Annotated in this window: 14 protein-coding genes; 10 read left to right on the top strand and 4 right to left on the bottom strand. The window is 48.6% G+C overall.

Annotated elements, in window-relative coordinates; all coding sequences use genetic code 11:
- Nucleotides 1–180: 180 nt before the first annotated feature.
- Nucleotides 181–1,221, top strand: coding sequence for an NADH:flavin oxidoreductase (locus OIN60_RS15650; protein ID WP_305755816.1), 1,041 nt, complete (start codon nt 181–183; stop codon nt 1,219–1,221).
- A gap of 111 nt (nt 1,222–1,332) precedes the next feature.
- On the opposite strand, the gene OIN60_RS15645 is transcribed toward OIN60_RS15650, so the two are convergent.
- Together OIN60_RS15645 and OIN60_RS15640 are read right to left on the bottom strand one after the other, a co-directional pair.
- Entirely contained in the window at nt 1,333–2,310 is a 978-nt protein-coding gene (locus tag OIN60_RS15645; RefSeq protein ID WP_305755815.1) for an aldo/keto reductase, read from the bottom strand.
- Nucleotides 2,311–2,341: 31 nt separating this feature from the next.
- On the bottom strand, nt 2,342–2,812 hold the full coding sequence (locus OIN60_RS15640; protein WP_305755814.1) for a DinB family protein: 471 nt from the start codon (nt 2,810–2,812) through the stop codon (nt 2,342–2,344).
- Nucleotides 2,813–3,084: 272 nt separating this feature from the next.
- Here OIN60_RS15640 and OIN60_RS15635 point away from each other — a divergent pair, with 272 nt between their 5' ends.
- The 9 genes from OIN60_RS15635 to cntE all read left to right on the top strand — a co-directional run bounded on the left by OIN60_RS15635 (nt 3,085) and on the right by cntE (nt 12,308).
- Nucleotides 3,085–3,912 (top strand): histidine racemase CntK family protein, encoded by an 828-nt coding sequence (locus tag OIN60_RS15635; RefSeq protein ID WP_305755813.1) that lies wholly within the window; start codon nt 3,085–3,087, stop codon nt 3,910–3,912.
- A 34-nt stretch (nt 3,913–3,946) separates the two neighbouring features.
- The gene (locus OIN60_RS15630; protein ID WP_305755812.1) at nt 3,947–4,741 is read left to right on the top strand and encodes a methyltransferase domain-containing protein; all 795 of its coding nucleotides are present in this window, start codon (nt 3,947–3,949) and stop codon (nt 4,739–4,741) included.
- A 32-nt stretch (nt 4,742–4,773) separates the two neighbouring features.
- Nucleotides 4,774–6,081 (top strand): opine metallophore biosynthesis dehydrogenase, encoded by a 1,308-nt coding sequence (locus OIN60_RS15625; RefSeq protein ID WP_305755811.1) that lies wholly within the window; start codon nt 4,774–4,776, stop codon nt 6,079–6,081.
- Complete coding sequence (gene cntA / locus OIN60_RS15620) at nt 6,078–7,691, top strand: staphylopine-dependent metal ABC transporter substrate-binding lipoprotein (RefSeq protein ID WP_305755810.1); 1,614 nt, start codon at nt 6,078–6,080, stop codon at nt 7,689–7,691. The genes OIN60_RS15625 and cntA overlap by 4 nt, the downstream gene beginning before the upstream one ends.
- 9 nt (nt 7,692–7,700) lie before the next feature.
- Nucleotides 7,701–8,633 carry a nickel/cobalt ABC transporter permease gene (opp1B, locus tag OIN60_RS15615; protein ID WP_305755809.1) on the top strand — a complete coding sequence of 311 codons (933 nt, stop codon included), beginning with the start codon at nt 7,701–7,703 and terminating at the stop codon, nt 8,631–8,633.
- Nucleotides 8,633–9,520, top strand: a complete 888-nt coding sequence (gene cntC, locus OIN60_RS15610; RefSeq protein WP_305755808.1) for a staphylopine uptake ABC transporter permease subunit CntC — start codon at nt 8,633–8,635, stop codon at nt 9,518–9,520. Before opp1B ends, cntC begins: the two co-directional genes overlap by 1 nt.
- A complete protein-coding gene (gene cntD / locus OIN60_RS15605; RefSeq protein WP_305755807.1) occupies nt 9,501–10,313 on the top strand; it encodes a staphylopine uptake ABC transporter ATP-binding protein CntD in 813 nt (270 codons plus the stop codon). Before cntC ends, cntD begins: the two co-directional genes overlap by 20 nt.
- The gene (locus OIN60_RS15600) at nt 10,314–11,060 is read left to right on the top strand and encodes an ABC transporter ATP-binding protein (RefSeq protein ID WP_305755806.1); all 747 of its coding nucleotides are present in this window, start codon (nt 10,314–10,316) and stop codon (nt 11,058–11,060) included. It abuts the gene before it with no gap.
- A 66-nt stretch (nt 11,061–11,126) separates the two neighbouring features.
- Nucleotides 11,127–12,308, top strand: coding sequence for a staphylopine family metallophore export MFS transporter CntE (cntE, locus tag OIN60_RS15595; protein WP_305755805.1), 1,182 nt, complete (start codon nt 11,127–11,129; stop codon nt 12,306–12,308).
- Between the two features lie 146 nt (nt 12,309–12,454).
- On the opposite strand, the gene OIN60_RS15590 is transcribed toward cntE, so the two are convergent.
- A complete protein-coding gene (locus OIN60_RS15590; RefSeq protein WP_305755804.1) occupies nt 12,455–14,710 on the bottom strand; it encodes an alpha-galactosidase in 2,256 nt (751 codons plus the stop codon).
- A 52-nt stretch (nt 14,711–14,762) separates the two neighbouring features.
- Complete coding sequence (locus OIN60_RS15585) at nt 14,763–15,749, bottom strand: LacI family DNA-binding transcriptional regulator (RefSeq protein WP_305755803.1); 987 nt, start codon at nt 15,747–15,749, stop codon at nt 14,763–14,765.
- Nucleotides 15,750–15,883 lie beyond the last annotated feature (134 nt).

Genomic DNA, 15,883 nt, shown 5'->3' with positions numbered 1-15,883 from the left:
CCGTGAGTACAGATAAATTTTTTTACAGTGTTCTTGACTTTATAGTCAAAAAAAGGCGTTTAACGCTACATAATCGACACAAAAAGCGAACTGAAGGAGGTGGTACTTTTAGATCGTCTGTTTGGTATGAAACTTGCAATCACGTTTTAGTTTAAATAATAAATTAATGTGGAGGTTTTTATGAATAATTCTCAAGCTGTTCAACCACTGTTCCAACCTTTTACACTGGGTAATTTGAGCCTGTCCAATCGTATCGTAATGGCACCGATGACCCGTCAATTTTCGCCAGAGGGAGTGCCAGGGGAAGATGTGGTTGCCTACTATCGCCGCAGAGCTGAAAATGGGGTTGGCCTTATCGTGACAGAAGGAACGATAATCAATCATCCGGACTCCTCCAATCAAGACAATGTACCACACTTCTATGGTGAAGCTGCATTAAACGGTTGGGCAAACGTAGTAGCTGCAGTACACGAGGCTGGCGGACGGATCATGCCACAGATTTGGCATATGGGGGCACGTGGCCATGTTGGGGATTATTCGGAATCTGATATTGCTGCCATCGTCGAAGCCTTTGCACAGGCAGCATCCGAAGCGAAGCGAATTGGCTTTGACGGCATTGAGCTTCACGGTGCGCATGGATATTTGATCGACCAGTTCTTCTGGGAAAAAACGAACCCGCGCACCGACAAATATGGCGGTGACATGGTTGGACGCACGAGCTTTGCGGTAGAAGTGATAGAAGCTTGCCGTCGTGCAGTTGGACCGGAATTCCCGATCGTGTTACGCTTCTCGCAATGGAAGGGTAGCGACTACGCGGCGAAACTGGCTGAAACGCCGGAACAACTGGAGCAGTTCCTGGCTCCTTTGGTTAATGCCGGTGTTGATATTTTCCACTGCTCAACTCGCCGTTTCTGGGAGCCTGAGTTCGCAGGCTCTAATCTGAACCTTGCCGGATGGACCAAAAAGCTGACAGGCAAACCGACGATTACGGTTGGATCGGTTGGTTTGGATGGTGATTTTATGAGTCTCTTTACAGAAGGAAAAGGAGCCGGTAATGCCAAGGTCGACGGGTTAATCGAGATGCTTGAGCGTGAAGAGTTTGATCTTGTCGCGATTGGTCGCGCATTATTGGTTGATCCTGCCTGGGCCAACAAGATCCGCGACGGGCAAATAACTGAACTGGTTCCCTTTACATCTGAGGCATTGAAAACACTGTATTAAGCAAGATCATCAAATAGCCCATCTTCTCCTGTTTTGGAATGAAAATTTCCAATTTAGGGATGATGGGCTTTTTTGATCTATTCATGTACTGCAGGTACGAGTGAGTTCGCTTTATTTCTCTGGCAGACGATATACGGCAAAAGGCTCGCTGTGTACAAATCGGCAGCTCGCTTCATTGAGTCTGTCCTCGGTCTCGGCATCATAAACCAGAGACACACTCTGCAAGCTGTCCTGTAGCTGCTCAACCCGGGTGGCACCGACGATAACGGTGGAGACCGCAGGCCGGTTCATCAGCCAGGCCAAAGACAGCGCGGTTGGGCTGGAACCCACTTCACCCGCAATCCGGCCTACCTCTTCACCGAGTTGGATCCGTTCTTCCGTAAGGAAGCGGGTGAAGCTGGGATCGGTGTCTGCTCTTGATCCGGCCGGTGCCCGATTGCTGGCATATTTTCCGGTTAAGATGCCGCCGGCTAAAGGGAAATACGGAATGATGCCGACACCTTGGTCCAGACAAAGGGGGACCAGCTCTTTTTCCGGTGTCCGATCGGCCAGGGAGTAGCTGCATTGTGTGGAAATGTATCCGGCGAACCGCTGCCGTTCGCTGATACTTAGCGCCTTCATCAATTCCCATGCTGCATAATTGGATGCCCCGATATAGCGGACTTTGCCGGAAGAGATCATATCGTCCAAGGTGCGAAGCGTTTCTTCCAACGGTGTAGATGGATCGAATGTATGTATCTGATATAGATCGACATAATCGGTCCGCAGACGGCGGAGGCTGTCCTCCAGCTCCTGCTGCAGATGGTAACGGGAGGAGCCGCTTTGATTAGGGCCTCGTCCTGCGGGCAGGCCGGCTTTGGTTGCAAGCACAGCTTGCTGCCGTTTCCCTTTCAGAGCCAAACCGATGATTCTCTCGGATTCTGTGCCTGCGTAAATGTTGGCCGTATCCATGAAATTGAGGCCGCTGTCCAAGGCATGATGGACAATCCGAATCGATGTTGCTTCATCGGCACGTTTGCCGAATGCATTTGTTCCGAGTCCGAGTGAGGATACTTGTAGCCCGCTGTTGCCAAGGCGGCGGAAGTTCATGGTGTTCACTCCTTCTATTGATCATCACGGATCAAGCTTTTTCGTCGAGTAGGGCGTACAGGAAGTAGTCCACAGGCGCCGGCTCGAATCCGTCCGCACGGAGTGCGGCGTTGATCTGACCGCGGTGGTACTGGCCGTGCAGGCAGATATGTATCGCAATGTCCCGTGCAGACATTTCGAATGGTGCTCCGGCCTGACTGCGATACGCCATGGGCGTGTCCAACTGATCTTCGGGCAGAGCGTCGAGCCAAGTGCGGAACCCGCCGCTGTTCGCCTCGATCAGCGCCGCGCAGGCGGCAAGATCCGCATGATCCGCCCACAATTCGAGCCCTTCGCTGCTTTCGCCGCGCAGCCGGGTCAGCCAGATGTTCTCCGCTTGGAGCGTGTGCAGGAATAGTGTCGCAGTCTTGCTGGCTTCGTCCACCGGTGCGGCACGCATCGCTTCAAACAGTCGGTGGTTTGCCCAATCCATATGTGCGAACATGTTCCGAATCGTTTGCATGGTATTTCAACCTCCATCGTCTCTTGATCGCTTGCTTTTTCCTTTTGATCGTACCACGAACGGACACGATCGCCAACGGCCTTGCGTGCAAGCCTGTGGGCGAACTGCTGTTTTTCTCATTTCATGAATTGAATAGCTTCTAATTTTTGTTGACACAAACAAAAAAACCATGCTATATTTTCCTCGTTGATTAATTGTAAATATTACTAATAAATACGAAGAGCAGCAGAGATTACAACTGAATATGGAACTGGGGATAGGAGGTGAATGAGATGAGTCAGGTGATCGAATTTGTCAAGTGTAATCCAACCCAAAACATGACCATTCTTGTGAAGACCAGTCATGCAACTGAGGAGTACATACACATTGCTTCGAAAATCATGTCTTATGACAACGTGTATGGGGAGCAAGTGGGATTTATAGAAAAATCATATAACAATGGAGTAGATGCATCTTTAAAAATGGCCGGGGGTGAGTTTTGCGGAAACGCCTGCATGGCATTGGCAGCTTTTGTAGCGGCTGAAAGAGGAGTACAACATCTTGATATAACCGAGGTAGTCCTGGAGGCTTCAGGGACGGAGCAATTCGTGAGATGTCAGGTGAAACGAAATGGGGATGAGTACGACTGTGAACTTGGCATGCCGCTACCTAAACAGATCGAACGGAAAACAATCCAGTATGAAGGGTCCGATTTGGAAATGGTTATCGTGAGATATGAGGATTTTATCCATATCGTGCTGAAAGTGGATGACTTTGATGAAGCAGTGAAAAGGAAAGCACAAACATTGGCAAAGCTGCTGGGGGTCACTTTAGGCTCCAAGCTGATTGGGATTTTGTTGTATAAGCGTAAATCCGCTGAGATGGCTCCGTTAATTTATGTTCCGCACCTGGATAGCATGGTCTGGGAACGCGGGTGTGGTTCAGGAACGGCCTCTCTGGGAGCCTGCTTGGCCTGGGAAAATAAAAGAGAATTCAGCATGCCCATCAAACAGCCTGGCGGGATCATTAACGTGGCAGCTTATTTTAATGGAGAGAAACTGACAGACCTGAAAATTGCAGGCACCGTCGGAATTGTGGCACAAGGCCAAGCGTTTATTTGAAAATAACGATGATGCGCTGAAAGGGGTTGGCTGAATGATAACCTTAGCAAATTTCCAGCAACAATTACACGAGTATCTGGAAAAGTTTGAATTTATGGCGGAAAAGTACGATCAGACTGCCCGTCACAGCTTGGAGCTTGAACTTTTAATAGATGACTATTCGAGATTTATAACCAACGTGGACAACGAGGAAGCTTGGAGACAGCTAGAACGGCAGAACCCCTGGCAATTGGACGCGGTAGCAGCGGAGTTAAGAGCAAAATCGGCGCTTTGTGTGGCTATTATGGAGAAATACCGGGCATTGAAGCTGCTGCATGGAGAGCGTGAAATAGCCCATTATTTCAGAAACATAGAAGCATGTATTGAGAAAGAATTTGGCAGTTTCCACATTACGTCAGACGCTAAAGTGTTATTGGTCGGCTCCGGCTCTTTCCCCATGACCCCCTTGTTGATTGCCAAGCGAACTGGAGCAGAGGTGATCGGCATTGATATCGATGAAGAGGCCATTTCGCTCGGATTAAGGGTCGTGGAGAAGCTGGGGGCAGGACTGAACATTAGATTAGAACAAACGTCAGCTGAAGACTTGGATGTGCTAAAAGACATCACGCATATCATTTTCAGTTCAACGGTTGCAGCTAAATATGACATCTTGGATCAGCTCTACATATTGACGAGTGACCAGGTCGTAGTGGCCATGAGATATGGCAATCAGCTGAAGTCATTATTTAATTATCCAATGAAAGAGTGTGATCGTCGAAAATGGAAGCTGGTTGATCATATCCTGCGTCCGGATGATGTGTTTGACATTGCATTGTATACAAAAGCATAGGTGATTCTGCTGGAAAGAAAGGAGGCTGTTATATGAATGATTTAAAGCGTGTTTTATTGTTTGGAACCGGCCCTGCAAGCATCCAGTTAGCTGTAACCATGAAAGAACAGCTACAGTGCCAAGTGGGGATTGTTGGAAGACAGTCTGTTCGAGCGGCTGATTTTTTCACATCTGTTCAGCAGAGCAAGCTGCGGGTCCAGGCAAGCATCCAGAACGAAAACCATCGCAATATGGCAGGTGAATGTGATCTTGATCAGGTTTTTCAAGGTTATGAAACGATAGAAGGGCATTGGGATACTTTTATATTGGCGGTGACGACGGATGCTTATGTTGAAGTCTTGCAACAAGTTCATGATCAGCTTTTAAAAAGGGTCAGATGTATTGTGCTGATATCTCCGACATTCGGTTCAAATCGTCTGATTCACAATTATATACGGCAGTTTAATCCGAATGCGGAAGTGATCAGTTTTTCTACGTATTATGGGGATACCCGTTGGAAACACAGCAAAGCTTCTAACCATGTCATAACTACGGGAGTCAAGAAAAAGGTTTATATAGGCTCCACGCACCCTTCCTCTGCGAATGTCAACCAGCTATGCGAGGTGTACGAGAAATTAGGCATTGCGGTGGAACGGATGTTATCTCCGCTGGAGGCGGAAACGAGAAATATTTCTTTGTATGTTCACCCGCCGCTGTTCATGAACGGCATCTCCTTGCAGGCTATTTTCGACAGTGCGGATTCCAGAAAATATGTATATAAACTTTTCCCTGAAGGGCCGATTACACAGTATTTAATTCGTGACATGTTGGCCCAATGGAAAGAAATGATGAATATCCTTGACAGACTGAATGTCAAACCTGTTAACCTGCTTAAATTTATGACAGATGATAACTATCCGGTGAGAGTGGAAAGCCTGTCACGCCAGGATATCGATAACTTCGATCAGCTCGAGACGATTCATCAGGAGTATTTATTGTATATACGGTACAGCTCTTTGTTGATCGACCCTTTTTCCCAGCCGGATCAGGAGGGCAAATACTTTGATTTTTCCGCTGTCCCTATTCGAAAAATGTTCGTTAATAAGGAAGGATATCTGGATATTCCAAGAATGCCCAAGGAGGATTATTACCGCATCAAAATCATTCAGGGTATTGCCAGGCATTTGCAGGTGAGTTGTCCAACCATCGATAAATTCATTATAACCTATGAGCATAAAATCAAAGAAGTAGCACAAGCCCACCAAGGGAGCTTATTGTCGGATGCTTTTGTTGTACAAAGCTTCGCTGCAGATGTGCAGATGATATGCCATGTCGACCACTTTCAGGAGGATATACGGTGAAAAAAAATACTGTTGTTGTATTCATTATGGTGATGTTCTCAATTTTCCTATTGGCAGGCTGCACGCAAGCTAATAAATCTGATGATAGTTCATCTGACATCGTATTGAAGACAGGATTAGTTTACGCTTCAGCCAAGGATATTAACGATATGAATCCTCATTTATACACAGGCTCCATGCCCGCTCAAGGCATGGTGTATGAATCATTGGTAGAAAACACCGCAGACGGGATCAAGCCCTTGCTTGCCGAATCATGGGATATTTCAGAGGATGGAAAGACATATACCTTCCATCTTAGAAAAGATGTGAAGTTTCACGACGGGCAGCCTTTTAATGCAGAAGCAGTGAAATTAAATATCGATGCCGTACAACATCATGCCGAAAAGCACGCCTGGATCAAGCTATCCACCAAAATTACAAGTGTCGATGTTGTGGATGAGCATACCGTTAAAATTTCGTTATCCGAGCCCTACTACCCAACACTGGTTGAGTTGTCCATGACCAGACCTTATGTGTTTTTGTCTCCTAACGATTTTATGGCCGGGCAGACGAAAGAAGGGGTAAAAGGTCATCACGGCACAGGCCCTTACATGCTTACGGAACATAAAGTAGATGAGCAGGCTGTCTTTACAGCCAACGAAAGCTATTGGGGCGGATCACCTGCCATTAAGAAAATGACCGCCAAGGTTCTTCCGGCCGGGGAGACGACATTTTTGGCATTGCAAAAAGGAGAAGTGAATTTCATATTCACAGATGACCGGGGCGCGGACAGTATCGATGTCGAGGCTATGAGTCAACTGGTGGATTCAGGCGATTATCAGCTGATCAGAAGTGAAGCCATGAATACGAAAATGATTGCAGCTAACAGCAGCAAATCGGATAGCCCGGTGAGCGAGACCGCTGTGCGGGAAGCCATTTGGCACGCTATTGACCGGGAGACCATCAGCAATGAAATATTCGGGGGTACCGAAACGGTGGCGAATACGCTGTTCTCAGCGAATGTGAATTACGCCAATGTTGAGCTGAAGCAGCGGGGTTATGACTTGGAGGCCGCGGCTGCTGTGCTGGACAATGCCGGATGGGCGCGGGGAGATAACGAGCGTGTCAGAACGAAGAATGGAAAAGAACTGGCGCTGAAATTGTATTATGACAGCAATTCTTCTTCCCAAAAAACGCAGGCCGAATTCATTCAAAGTTCCGTAAGCGAAATCGGCATGCAGTTGGAGATTATCGGTGAAGAATCGACCTCTATCGCCAACAGGAGAGCGACGGGAGACTATGACCTGCTGTTCAATCAGACATGGGGATTGGCGTATGATCCGCAGAGTACAATTGCGGCGTTCACTTCAGAAGCATCTTATTTGCATACGACAAGCGGGATGAAGCAAGCAGAAGAGCTTTACCGCAAAATTGATGAGGTCATGGTGTCCACGAAGGAAGAACAGCGGAAAGCGTTGTATGCCGACATTATGAAAATGGTGCATGACGAAGCTGTTTTTATTCCCATTACTAATGGCAGTGTTACCGTGCTTGCTCCTAAGGATTTAAAAGGAATCACGTTCAAGCAAACTCAGTTTGAGCTGCCATTTGAACAAATGAGTTTTGAATAAGGAGGCAGCATGGGAAGTTATATTGCCAAACGCTTGCTCCTGTCCGTTCCGCTGCTGTTGGTGATCTCTTTTTTAACCTTCATTTTAATAAACCTGTCGCCGATGGACCCGGCTGAAGTTGTACTGAGAGCACAAGAGGTTCCGTTGATTACAGAGGAGTTAATCGCACAGACGAAGGAAGAACTGGGATTGAATCAACCATTCATGATGCAGTATGCGGATTGGCTGATGGCCTGTTTACAGTTTGATTTTGGAACATCCTACGTTACAGGGGAGCCGGTATGGTCTTTAATAGGCCCGGCTTTTCTGAATACGTTCAAGCTGACGCTGGTCTCATCGATCGTGATCATTGTTCTGTCCATCGTTTTGGGGGTTATCTGTGCATTACGGGAAGGGAAGCTTGTGGATCAATCGGTGAGAGGCATTTCGTTCTTCCTTACAGCCATGCCGTCCTACTGGCTTGCGTCGGTTATGATCTGGTATTTTTCGGTCAAGCTGGACCTGCTGCCTACAAGCGGAATGGGTTCGTATCAACATTATATTCTCCCGGTTACTGTGATTTCTATAGGTTATGTCGGGATTTATTTCAGGAACGTCAGAAGCTCCATGTTAAACAACCTGAACGAAGACTATGTTCTGTATGGAAGAGCCTGCGGTTTACCGGAGAACAAGATTACCCTTCGTATTTTACGGAATTCGTTGCAGGTGGCCATTTCTATCTTTTGCATGGCTATACCTATTATATTGGGCAGTACCGTAGTCATCGAGAATGTGTTTGCATGGCCGGGGTTAGGAAGACTCAGCATCAAATCGATACTTAGCAGGGATTTTCCGGTTATTCAGGCGTATGTTCTGATTGTGGCAGTGGCCTTTGTCATGTTCAATACGATATCGGATATTATCAATGCAGCGTTGAATCCTAAATTGCGAAAGGAGCTCTGATGAACATACTAAAAGAGTTGAGCAAAGATAAGCTCGCCAGCATATCTTTGTTCATCGTGATTGGAACGATGCTTGCGGGCATTTTTGCCCCTTTGTTCGCACCCCATGATCCTTATGAAGTGAATATGAAGCTGCGGTATGCAGGCTCATCCTGGGAGTATTTGTTAGGAAACGATCATTTGGGCAGATGTATTCTGTCCCGTTTAATTTATGGAATCCGTCCCAGCCTGTTATGGGTTTTGCTTGCATTAGGGATATCCGTTCTGGTCGGGGCACTTGTAGGTTTTATTGCCGGGTATTTCAAAGGGAAAACGGATACTGTTTTGATGAGAATTTGTGATGTCATGCTTTCTTTTCCGGGTTATGTCATGACCTTGGCGGTTGTGGGCATTTTGGGTCCTGGACTTGAGAACATATTAATTGCTTTTGTGGTGATGAAATGGGCATGGTTTGCCCGGGTCATCAGAACCTCTGTCATGCAGTATTCGGATATGAACTATGTGAAATTTGCAAAAGCAGCCGGCATCAGTCATGTGAAAATCATTTACAAGCATATTCTGCCTGTAACCTTTTCCGATATCGCGGTCATTGCAAGTGGTTCGATATGCTCCATGATTTTGCAAATATCCGGACTTTCATTTCTGGGTCTGGGAATTCAGGCCCCTCATGCCGAGTGGGGAATGATGCTGAATGAAGCAAGGGAGGTCATGTTTTCAAGACCTGAGCTTATGCTGGCGCCTGGTTTGGCTATTGTTGTCGTAGTGTCGGCATTTAATTATTTGGCGGATGGACTTCAAGTTGCCTTAGACCCTAAATTGAGGAGCGTTCACAATAGGCTGCAGGAACAAGAGGTGGAGAAACCGGCTTATGAATATGCTAGAGGTTAAAAAATTAAAAGTATGGGATCAAAAAAGCCATAAAGTGATTATCCATAACAGTTCTTTTCAACTGCAATCAGGCCGATGTCTTGCCATCGTAGGGGAAAGTGGCAGCGGGAAATCGGTGACATGCAGATCCATTATACGCTTGAATAACCCATGGATCGCTCAATCCGGAGAAATATTTTTTAAAGGCGAGAATTTGAACCAGCTTTCGGAACAAGAAATGAGGAAAAAAAGAGGAAAGCAGATCAGCATGATCATGCAAAACGGGATGAATGCCTTTGATCCCTCCCGTGTGGTTGGTGTTCATTTCAAAGAGACGCTGGCAGAGCATTTTGGCTGGAGCAAGAGTGAGATCGAAGGCAACATGAAAAAAGCGATGGAAAGTGTTAGGCTGCAAAATCCAATCGAGATGATGAATAAGTACCCTTATCAGCTATCAGGCGGAATGCTGCAGCGCATGATGATTGCGCTCGCCCTTGTGCTGGAGCCTGACCTGATTATTGCAGATGAGCCTACCACGGCACTGGATACGATTTCGCAGTTTGAGGTTGTGGAACAATTGATTCATCTGCGGGCAAGGATGGGCTGCTGCATGCTCTTTGTTTCTCATGATTTGGGAGTGGTCAAAAAGATTGCCGACGATGTTCTGGTTATGAAAAATGGAGAAATTGTCGAACACGGACGGATGGACGCCGTATTTTCGGATTCACAGCATGCTTATACCCGACATTTGGTGGCTACCCGGCTGGAGCTTGGTCATCATTTTAAAAAGATTATGATGCAGGAGGAGTTATAAGTGCTGAAAGTAAAGGAGGTTGAAAAATCCTACAAAAAGGGTGGATTTTTGTCCAAAGAGCGACAGCAGATTATCAGGAATGTAAGCTTTGAATGCGGCCGCGGCGAATGTCTCGGCATTATCGGAGAAAGTGGCAGCGGAAAATCAACGCTGGGCCGCCTGCTGTTAGGCATTGAAAAGCCGGATCACGGGAATGTGCTGCTGGAGGGGAAGAGTATTCTTCGCAGGACGGAGAGATTGGGCAGGATCAGCGCTGTGTTTCAGGATTATACGTCTTCGATAAATCCGTTCTTCACGGTTGAAGAGGCGATTATGGAGCCTTTAACGGCTCAAAAACAAAGTCAGCAGGAGCAACGAAGCAAGGTGGATCTTCTGCTGGATCAGGTTGGGTTAAACCCTTCCTATAAGGGAAAGTACGCACATGAATTATCAGGAGGAGAAGCTCAGCGGGTCTGCATAGCACGAGCTATATCAACAGCCCCCAAATGTATGGTATTGGACGAAGCCATCAGTTCATTGGATGTATCCGTACAAGTTCAGGTGCTCGGCACCCTGAAGGAATTAAAAGAGCTTTACAAGATGAGTTATATATTTATTACGCACGATATTCAGGCTGCAGCCTATATCTGTGACCGAATCATCATTTTCAGAGACGGGCAGATTGAAGAAACGGTCCCGGTGCAGCAACTGAAACATGTACGGTCTGATTATGCCAAAAAATTATTGGACTCTTTAATTACACTTTAGCAGAGCAGGTTGAATCGTTAAAGTGGAATGAACCGGAGCCCAAGCAGGAGGAGAGGGAGAGAAGCAGTGAGCAAAGCGGTGTCTTGGCCTTTTTTACGTCTCTATATGCTGACGCTGCTTTATTTTAGCGCCAACGCGATTCTTAATGTGATGATCCCGCTGCGGGGAGAAGCATTGGGGGCAAGCAGCACAGCCATTGGGTTGATTATGGGTGCCTATATGCTGACAACGATGTTCTTCCGGCCATGGGCAGGTTATATCATACAAAAGCATGGGCCAGTCAGGGTGCTTCGGCTGATTCTTATCGTCAACGGTCTGGCCCTGATACTGTATACATTTACAGGCTTGGGGGGTTACCTGGTGGCCCGTATTTTACAGGGGGTATCGACCGCTTTTTTTTCGATGGCGCTGCAGATTGGCATTATTGATGCGCTGCCGGAGAAGGAGCGGTCCCAGGGGATATCCTTTTATTCTTTGTTCACTTATATTCCCGGCATCATTGGACCTGTTCTGGCTTTAGGCCTCTGGCAAGCAGGAGGCATGAATTATTTTACTGTTTTAATGATATCGATTGCCATCGTGACCGGATGTTTTGGCTACAGCGTGAAAATGGAGAAAAGTCAGGAAACGGTGGCCCCCAATCATCCTGCTCAGGAAGCAAACATGTTTGGGTCATTTGCGCAGCTGGTAAAAAATCCGTTTCTGTTTAAATGCAGTGTACTGATGCTGGTGTCTTCCATTGTATTTGGTGCGATTACAGCATTTATCCCTTTATACGCTTTCCAGGTGAAAAACAGTAATGCCGGCATTTATTTAATGATTCAGGCTGCAGTTGTTGTAATAGCCCGTTTTACTTTGCGAAAAAAAATTCCGTCAGACGGAAAATGGCATTCATCTTATATCATGGGTACGCTGCTGCTATTGGCATCCGCTGCAGGATGTGTGAGCTTTTCCATCAAGGGAGGAGCCGTTTTCTTCTATGCCGGTGCGGTTCAGATGGGAATTGCTCAGGCCATTCTGTACCCTATGCTCACCACCTATTTGTCCTTTGTCCTGCCCAAATCGGATCGCAACGTGCTCATCGGGTTATTTATAGCTACGGCTGATTTGGGAGTTTCCTTGGGAGGTGTGGTAATGGGGCCGGTTGCCGATTTAACATCCTATTCTTTTATGTATATGATTTGTGCTCTCTTGGGAGCGGCAATGATCTTTTTTGTCTCTGATCGGCAAAGACGCTTTTCTAGGTGAAATAAGCCCCTGGGGAGTAACCGTCAGTGACATTCAGCATCCGGTATGATGGCTCCACGAGCAGCTGATGCGGGATATTCAAGGAACAGGGCTGCCGTGTCTATCCGCAGCAGCCCCTAATCGTAAGCTCATAACTCCATATGTGATCAGCGTGGCAGTCCCTTTAGCCGGAAGGTTAAGCTGGCGAAGTCCCCTTTCAGGTCAGAGACGACAAGTCCGATGTTCATTAAGCGGTCTCCGCCAAAGGTTTCGCCGTCGAACGCGATCCGGAATGGGGAGACGCCGTCTCCCGCCAGGGTGTTACCTGTCACCCCGGTTTCGATGCTGTATTTTAGCTGCGGATCAAGTCCTTTGAGCGTTAATCGCCGGATCGGCCCGTTCGGCTCAGCCAGCACGCGGAAGTAAGCGACGAACGCTTCCGACCGGTCCTCGCTGACGAACATCCAGGCCGTATCGCCCCGGCCTTCGAACGGGCTGAGGAGCCGGTACATATCCCCTTGCTGTACAAGGGAACGAATTTCTTTGTACTGGGCAATTTGTCTTGCGGCGAGCTCCTTTTCTTCCTTTGTAAATTTGGTAAGGTCAAGCTCGTAGCCAAAGTTGCCGCTCATCGCCACATCGCCGCGAATAGAGAGCGAGGTCATTCGGCCCACCTGGTGGTTCGGAACACTTGAGACATGTGCTCCCATGGTGCTGGCCGGATAGACGATGCTCGTTCCATATTGGATCGCCAACCTTTCGATAGCATCGGTATCGTCGCTGGTCCAGGTTTGCGGCATGTAATACAGCATGCCTGGATCAAACCGTCCGCCGCCTCCGGAACAGCTTTCGAACAGGATGTCCGGGAAGCGGGAGGTAAGCCGTTCCATCAGATCGTACAGTCCGAGCATGTAACGGTGTGCGGTTTCTTTTTGTCTTGCGGCAGGAGCTGCTGCCGAGGCAATCTCCGTCATATTCCGGTTCATGTCCCACTTGACGTAAGTAATCGGAGCGGAAGAGAATACGGAGCTCAGCGTATCGTATAAATAATTGCATACTTCCTTGCGGGAGAGGTCGAGCACCAGTTGGGACCGCGCCTCTGTCCGCCGCCGGCCTTCGGCATGCAGGCACCAGTCAGGATGCTTGCGGTACAGCTCGCTGTCTGGAGATACCATCTCCGGTTCTACCCAAAGACCAAATTGCAAGCCTTGTTCATTCACCCGTTTGGCCAGGTCGGCCAGACCGCCAGGCAGCTTGCGCCGATCCTCAAACCAGTCCCCAAGCGAACTGTCGTCTTTATCGCGCTTTCCGAACCAACCGTCGTCAAGCACGAAGAGCTCTATGCCAAGGGGGCCTGCTTCCTTAGCAATCGCTTCAATTTTATCAGCGTCAAAATTGAAATACGTGGCTTCCCAATTGTTCACCAGGATCGGACGCACTTGGTCACGATAGACACCCCGGCACAGGCGTGTGCGGTAGAGCCGGTGATAGGTGCGTGACATGCCGCCGATTCCTGCTCCGGAATAGACCATGACCGCTTCGGGAGTTTGAAAGGACTGCCCTGGTTCAAGCTGCCAGGAGAAGTCAAAGGCATTGATGCCGATGCTTACGCGCGTCTGGCTGAACTGCTCCACTTCCGCTTGTGCGATAAAGCTGCCGCTGTAAACGAGACTGAAGCCATACACATCCCCATGGTCCTCGGTTGCATCAGGACGAAGCAGGGCCAGAAAGGGATTCATCTGGTGACCGCTGGAGCCCCGCCGGCTCTCCAGCCGAATGGCACCAGGGCCGAGCTCGCGGCGCTGGATATGCCGCTCCCGCACCCAGGCTCCGGACAGATAGAGGGCCTGGTAGTTGGAATCGGCAAAATCGACAGAGGCGCTCATGGCTTGCTCAAGCTTCATGGTAGCGCTTCCTTTATTCTCAATCAAGGCCGACCGGGCAATAACGCTGTGATCCGCAAATACGGTATAGAGAAGCGTGACCTGAACGCCCGCGTATTTGTCCTCAAGGGTTAGCAAAAGCGTTGCCGCTTCATCATCTGCTTCGGTATAGACGGCGGGAAGTCCTTCGAGCTTGGGTTTACCCGGTACAATACGGTAACCGGTGTATTTTAGTTCTGTAATCCGGGTACCGTCTGCTAAAGTCAACTGGTAAGCGGGCTGCCGGAAGTCGCTCGTACCATACTGGGGATACTCCTGGGGCAGCGTGTCCAGAGAGATCGAGTGGTCGGAAGGGACGGGATTGGGAGAGAAGGAGCAGCGCTCCCGAAGCTCCAGTATACTGGCCAGGCTGCTGTCATGATGAAGCCTGGCTCCCCAATAAACATGGGCGGGATAACCTTCTACGAGTTGGATAATGTAGCTGGAATCCTTGGACTGCAGGTGAAATAAACCAAGCGTTTCGTCTACGTGAATGTTCATGGAAATTCACTCCTTTAGGGGTTCATTAAATAGATTTGGCTGAGCTGCCGGTTTAGCTGCTGCTGTATGAGCTTTCCCGTATGATCAGCTTGGTTCCGATGACGCTGTGAGCAGGCGCTTCACGGCCCTCAAACCGTTCGGCCAGCAGTTGAACTGCAGCTTTTCCCATCTGTTCAGGATAGGCCCGCACTGTGGTCAGCGCAGGCTGTACGAAGGCGGCCATCTCAATATCGTCAAAGCCCACGATAGCCATATTCTCCGGCACTTTAACTCCATGTCCATGCAGAGCGCGCAGGGCGCCGATGGCAAGCGGGTCGCTGGCTGCGAAGCAGGCCGTCGGACGCTCCTTTTCGGCCAAAAGCTCGTTCATCATCCGGTATCCGTCAGCCGTGCTCCAGGCTCCCGTGCGGACGAATTGAGGATGATATAACCCCCGTTCCCGCAAAAACCTTTCAAAATAATGCGCCCGCCGCTCTCCTTCGCCCTCACCGCCAATAAATCCGATTTGGTGGTGGCCCAGTTCAAGCAAATGTCCGAGCGCCTGGTCTACAGCTTGCCGGAAATGAAGCCGTACCGAATCGTATTCCAACTGCTCCCGGTATTGGTCCACCAGAACCATGGTATTTTTGTCGGGGTGCAGCTTGAGGGCCTCTTCGGGATCGACACCACCCACCACAATCAATCCATCCGTCTTCTGCAGGGCAACGAGGGAAGACCGGCCCCGCAGCGTCTGTCCCAGCGTCAGGCCGAGCTCTTCACAGCGCAGCTCGATTCCCCGGCGGATCGAGGCATAATACGGATCGTCCCTTTCCTCTTCAATCGAACACCATAGGAGGAGGGAGACTGTTTTTCCGGCCCGTTCCGTGTTTTGCTTTAGCTGCCTCAGTCTGGAAGGTTTGTATCCAAGCTGTTCGGCAACTGTGAAAATCCGGTTTTTTGTATCCGGGCTTACGGCCAGGGACAGGTCGTTGTTTAGAACTCGTGAAACTGTTGCTGCAGACACCCCCGCTTCACGGGCAACGTCTTTAATGGTTGCCAAAAAAACTCACGCCTTTTTAGTTAATATTTTTACTAAATGAAACTGAGTTTATCCTATCACACTGCTTCAGTACTTTCAAGAATAAACGGAACTTTAGACTATGATGAACAGGCAGGGAGTTGTCTCAATTAAAA

This window comes from Paenibacillus zeirhizosphaerae (assembly GCF_030705605.1).
GTDB lineage: Bacteria > Bacillota > Bacilli > Paenibacillales > Paenibacillaceae > Paenibacillus > Paenibacillus zeirhizosphaerae.
Note: the sequence above shows the minus strand (reverse complement) of the source record. Positions and strands in the feature narration are given on the sequence as shown.

Bases quoted from the DNA above. Each gene is read 5' to 3' on its own strand.
- OIN60_RS15645 (WP_305755815.1), bottom strand. From the start codon at position 2,310: ATGAACTTCCGCCGCCTTGGCAACAGCGGGCTACAAGTATCCTCACTC.
- OIN60_RS15590 (WP_305755804.1), bottom strand. From the start codon at position 14,710: ATGAACATTCACGTAGACGAAACGCTTGGTTTATTTCACCTGCAGTCC.
- cntC (WP_305755808.1), top strand. From the start codon at position 8,633: ATGAACATACTAAAAGAGTTGAGCAAAGATAAGCTCGCCAGCATATCT.
- OIN60_RS15640 (WP_305755814.1), bottom strand. From the start codon at position 2,812: ATGCAAACGATTCGGAACATGTTCGCACATATGGATTGGGCAAACCAC.
- opp1B (WP_305755809.1), top strand. From the start codon at position 7,701: ATGGGAAGTTATATTGCCAAACGCTTGCTCCTGTCCGTTCCGCTGCTG.
- OIN60_RS15650 (WP_305755816.1), top strand. From the start codon at position 181: ATGAATAATTCTCAAGCTGTTCAACCACTGTTCCAACCTTTTACACTG.
- OIN60_RS15625 (WP_305755811.1), top strand. From the start codon at position 4,774: ATGAATGATTTAAAGCGTGTTTTATTGTTTGGAACCGGCCCTGCAAGC.
- OIN60_RS15630 (WP_305755812.1), top strand. From the start codon at position 3,947: ATGATAACCTTAGCAAATTTCCAGCAACAATTACACGAGTATCTGGAA.
- OIN60_RS15635 (WP_305755813.1), top strand. From the start codon at position 3,085: ATGAGTCAGGTGATCGAATTTGTCAAGTGTAATCCAACCCAAAACATG.
- cntD (WP_305755807.1), top strand. From the start codon at position 9,501: ATGAATATGCTAGAGGTTAAAAAATTAAAAGTATGGGATCAAAAAAGC.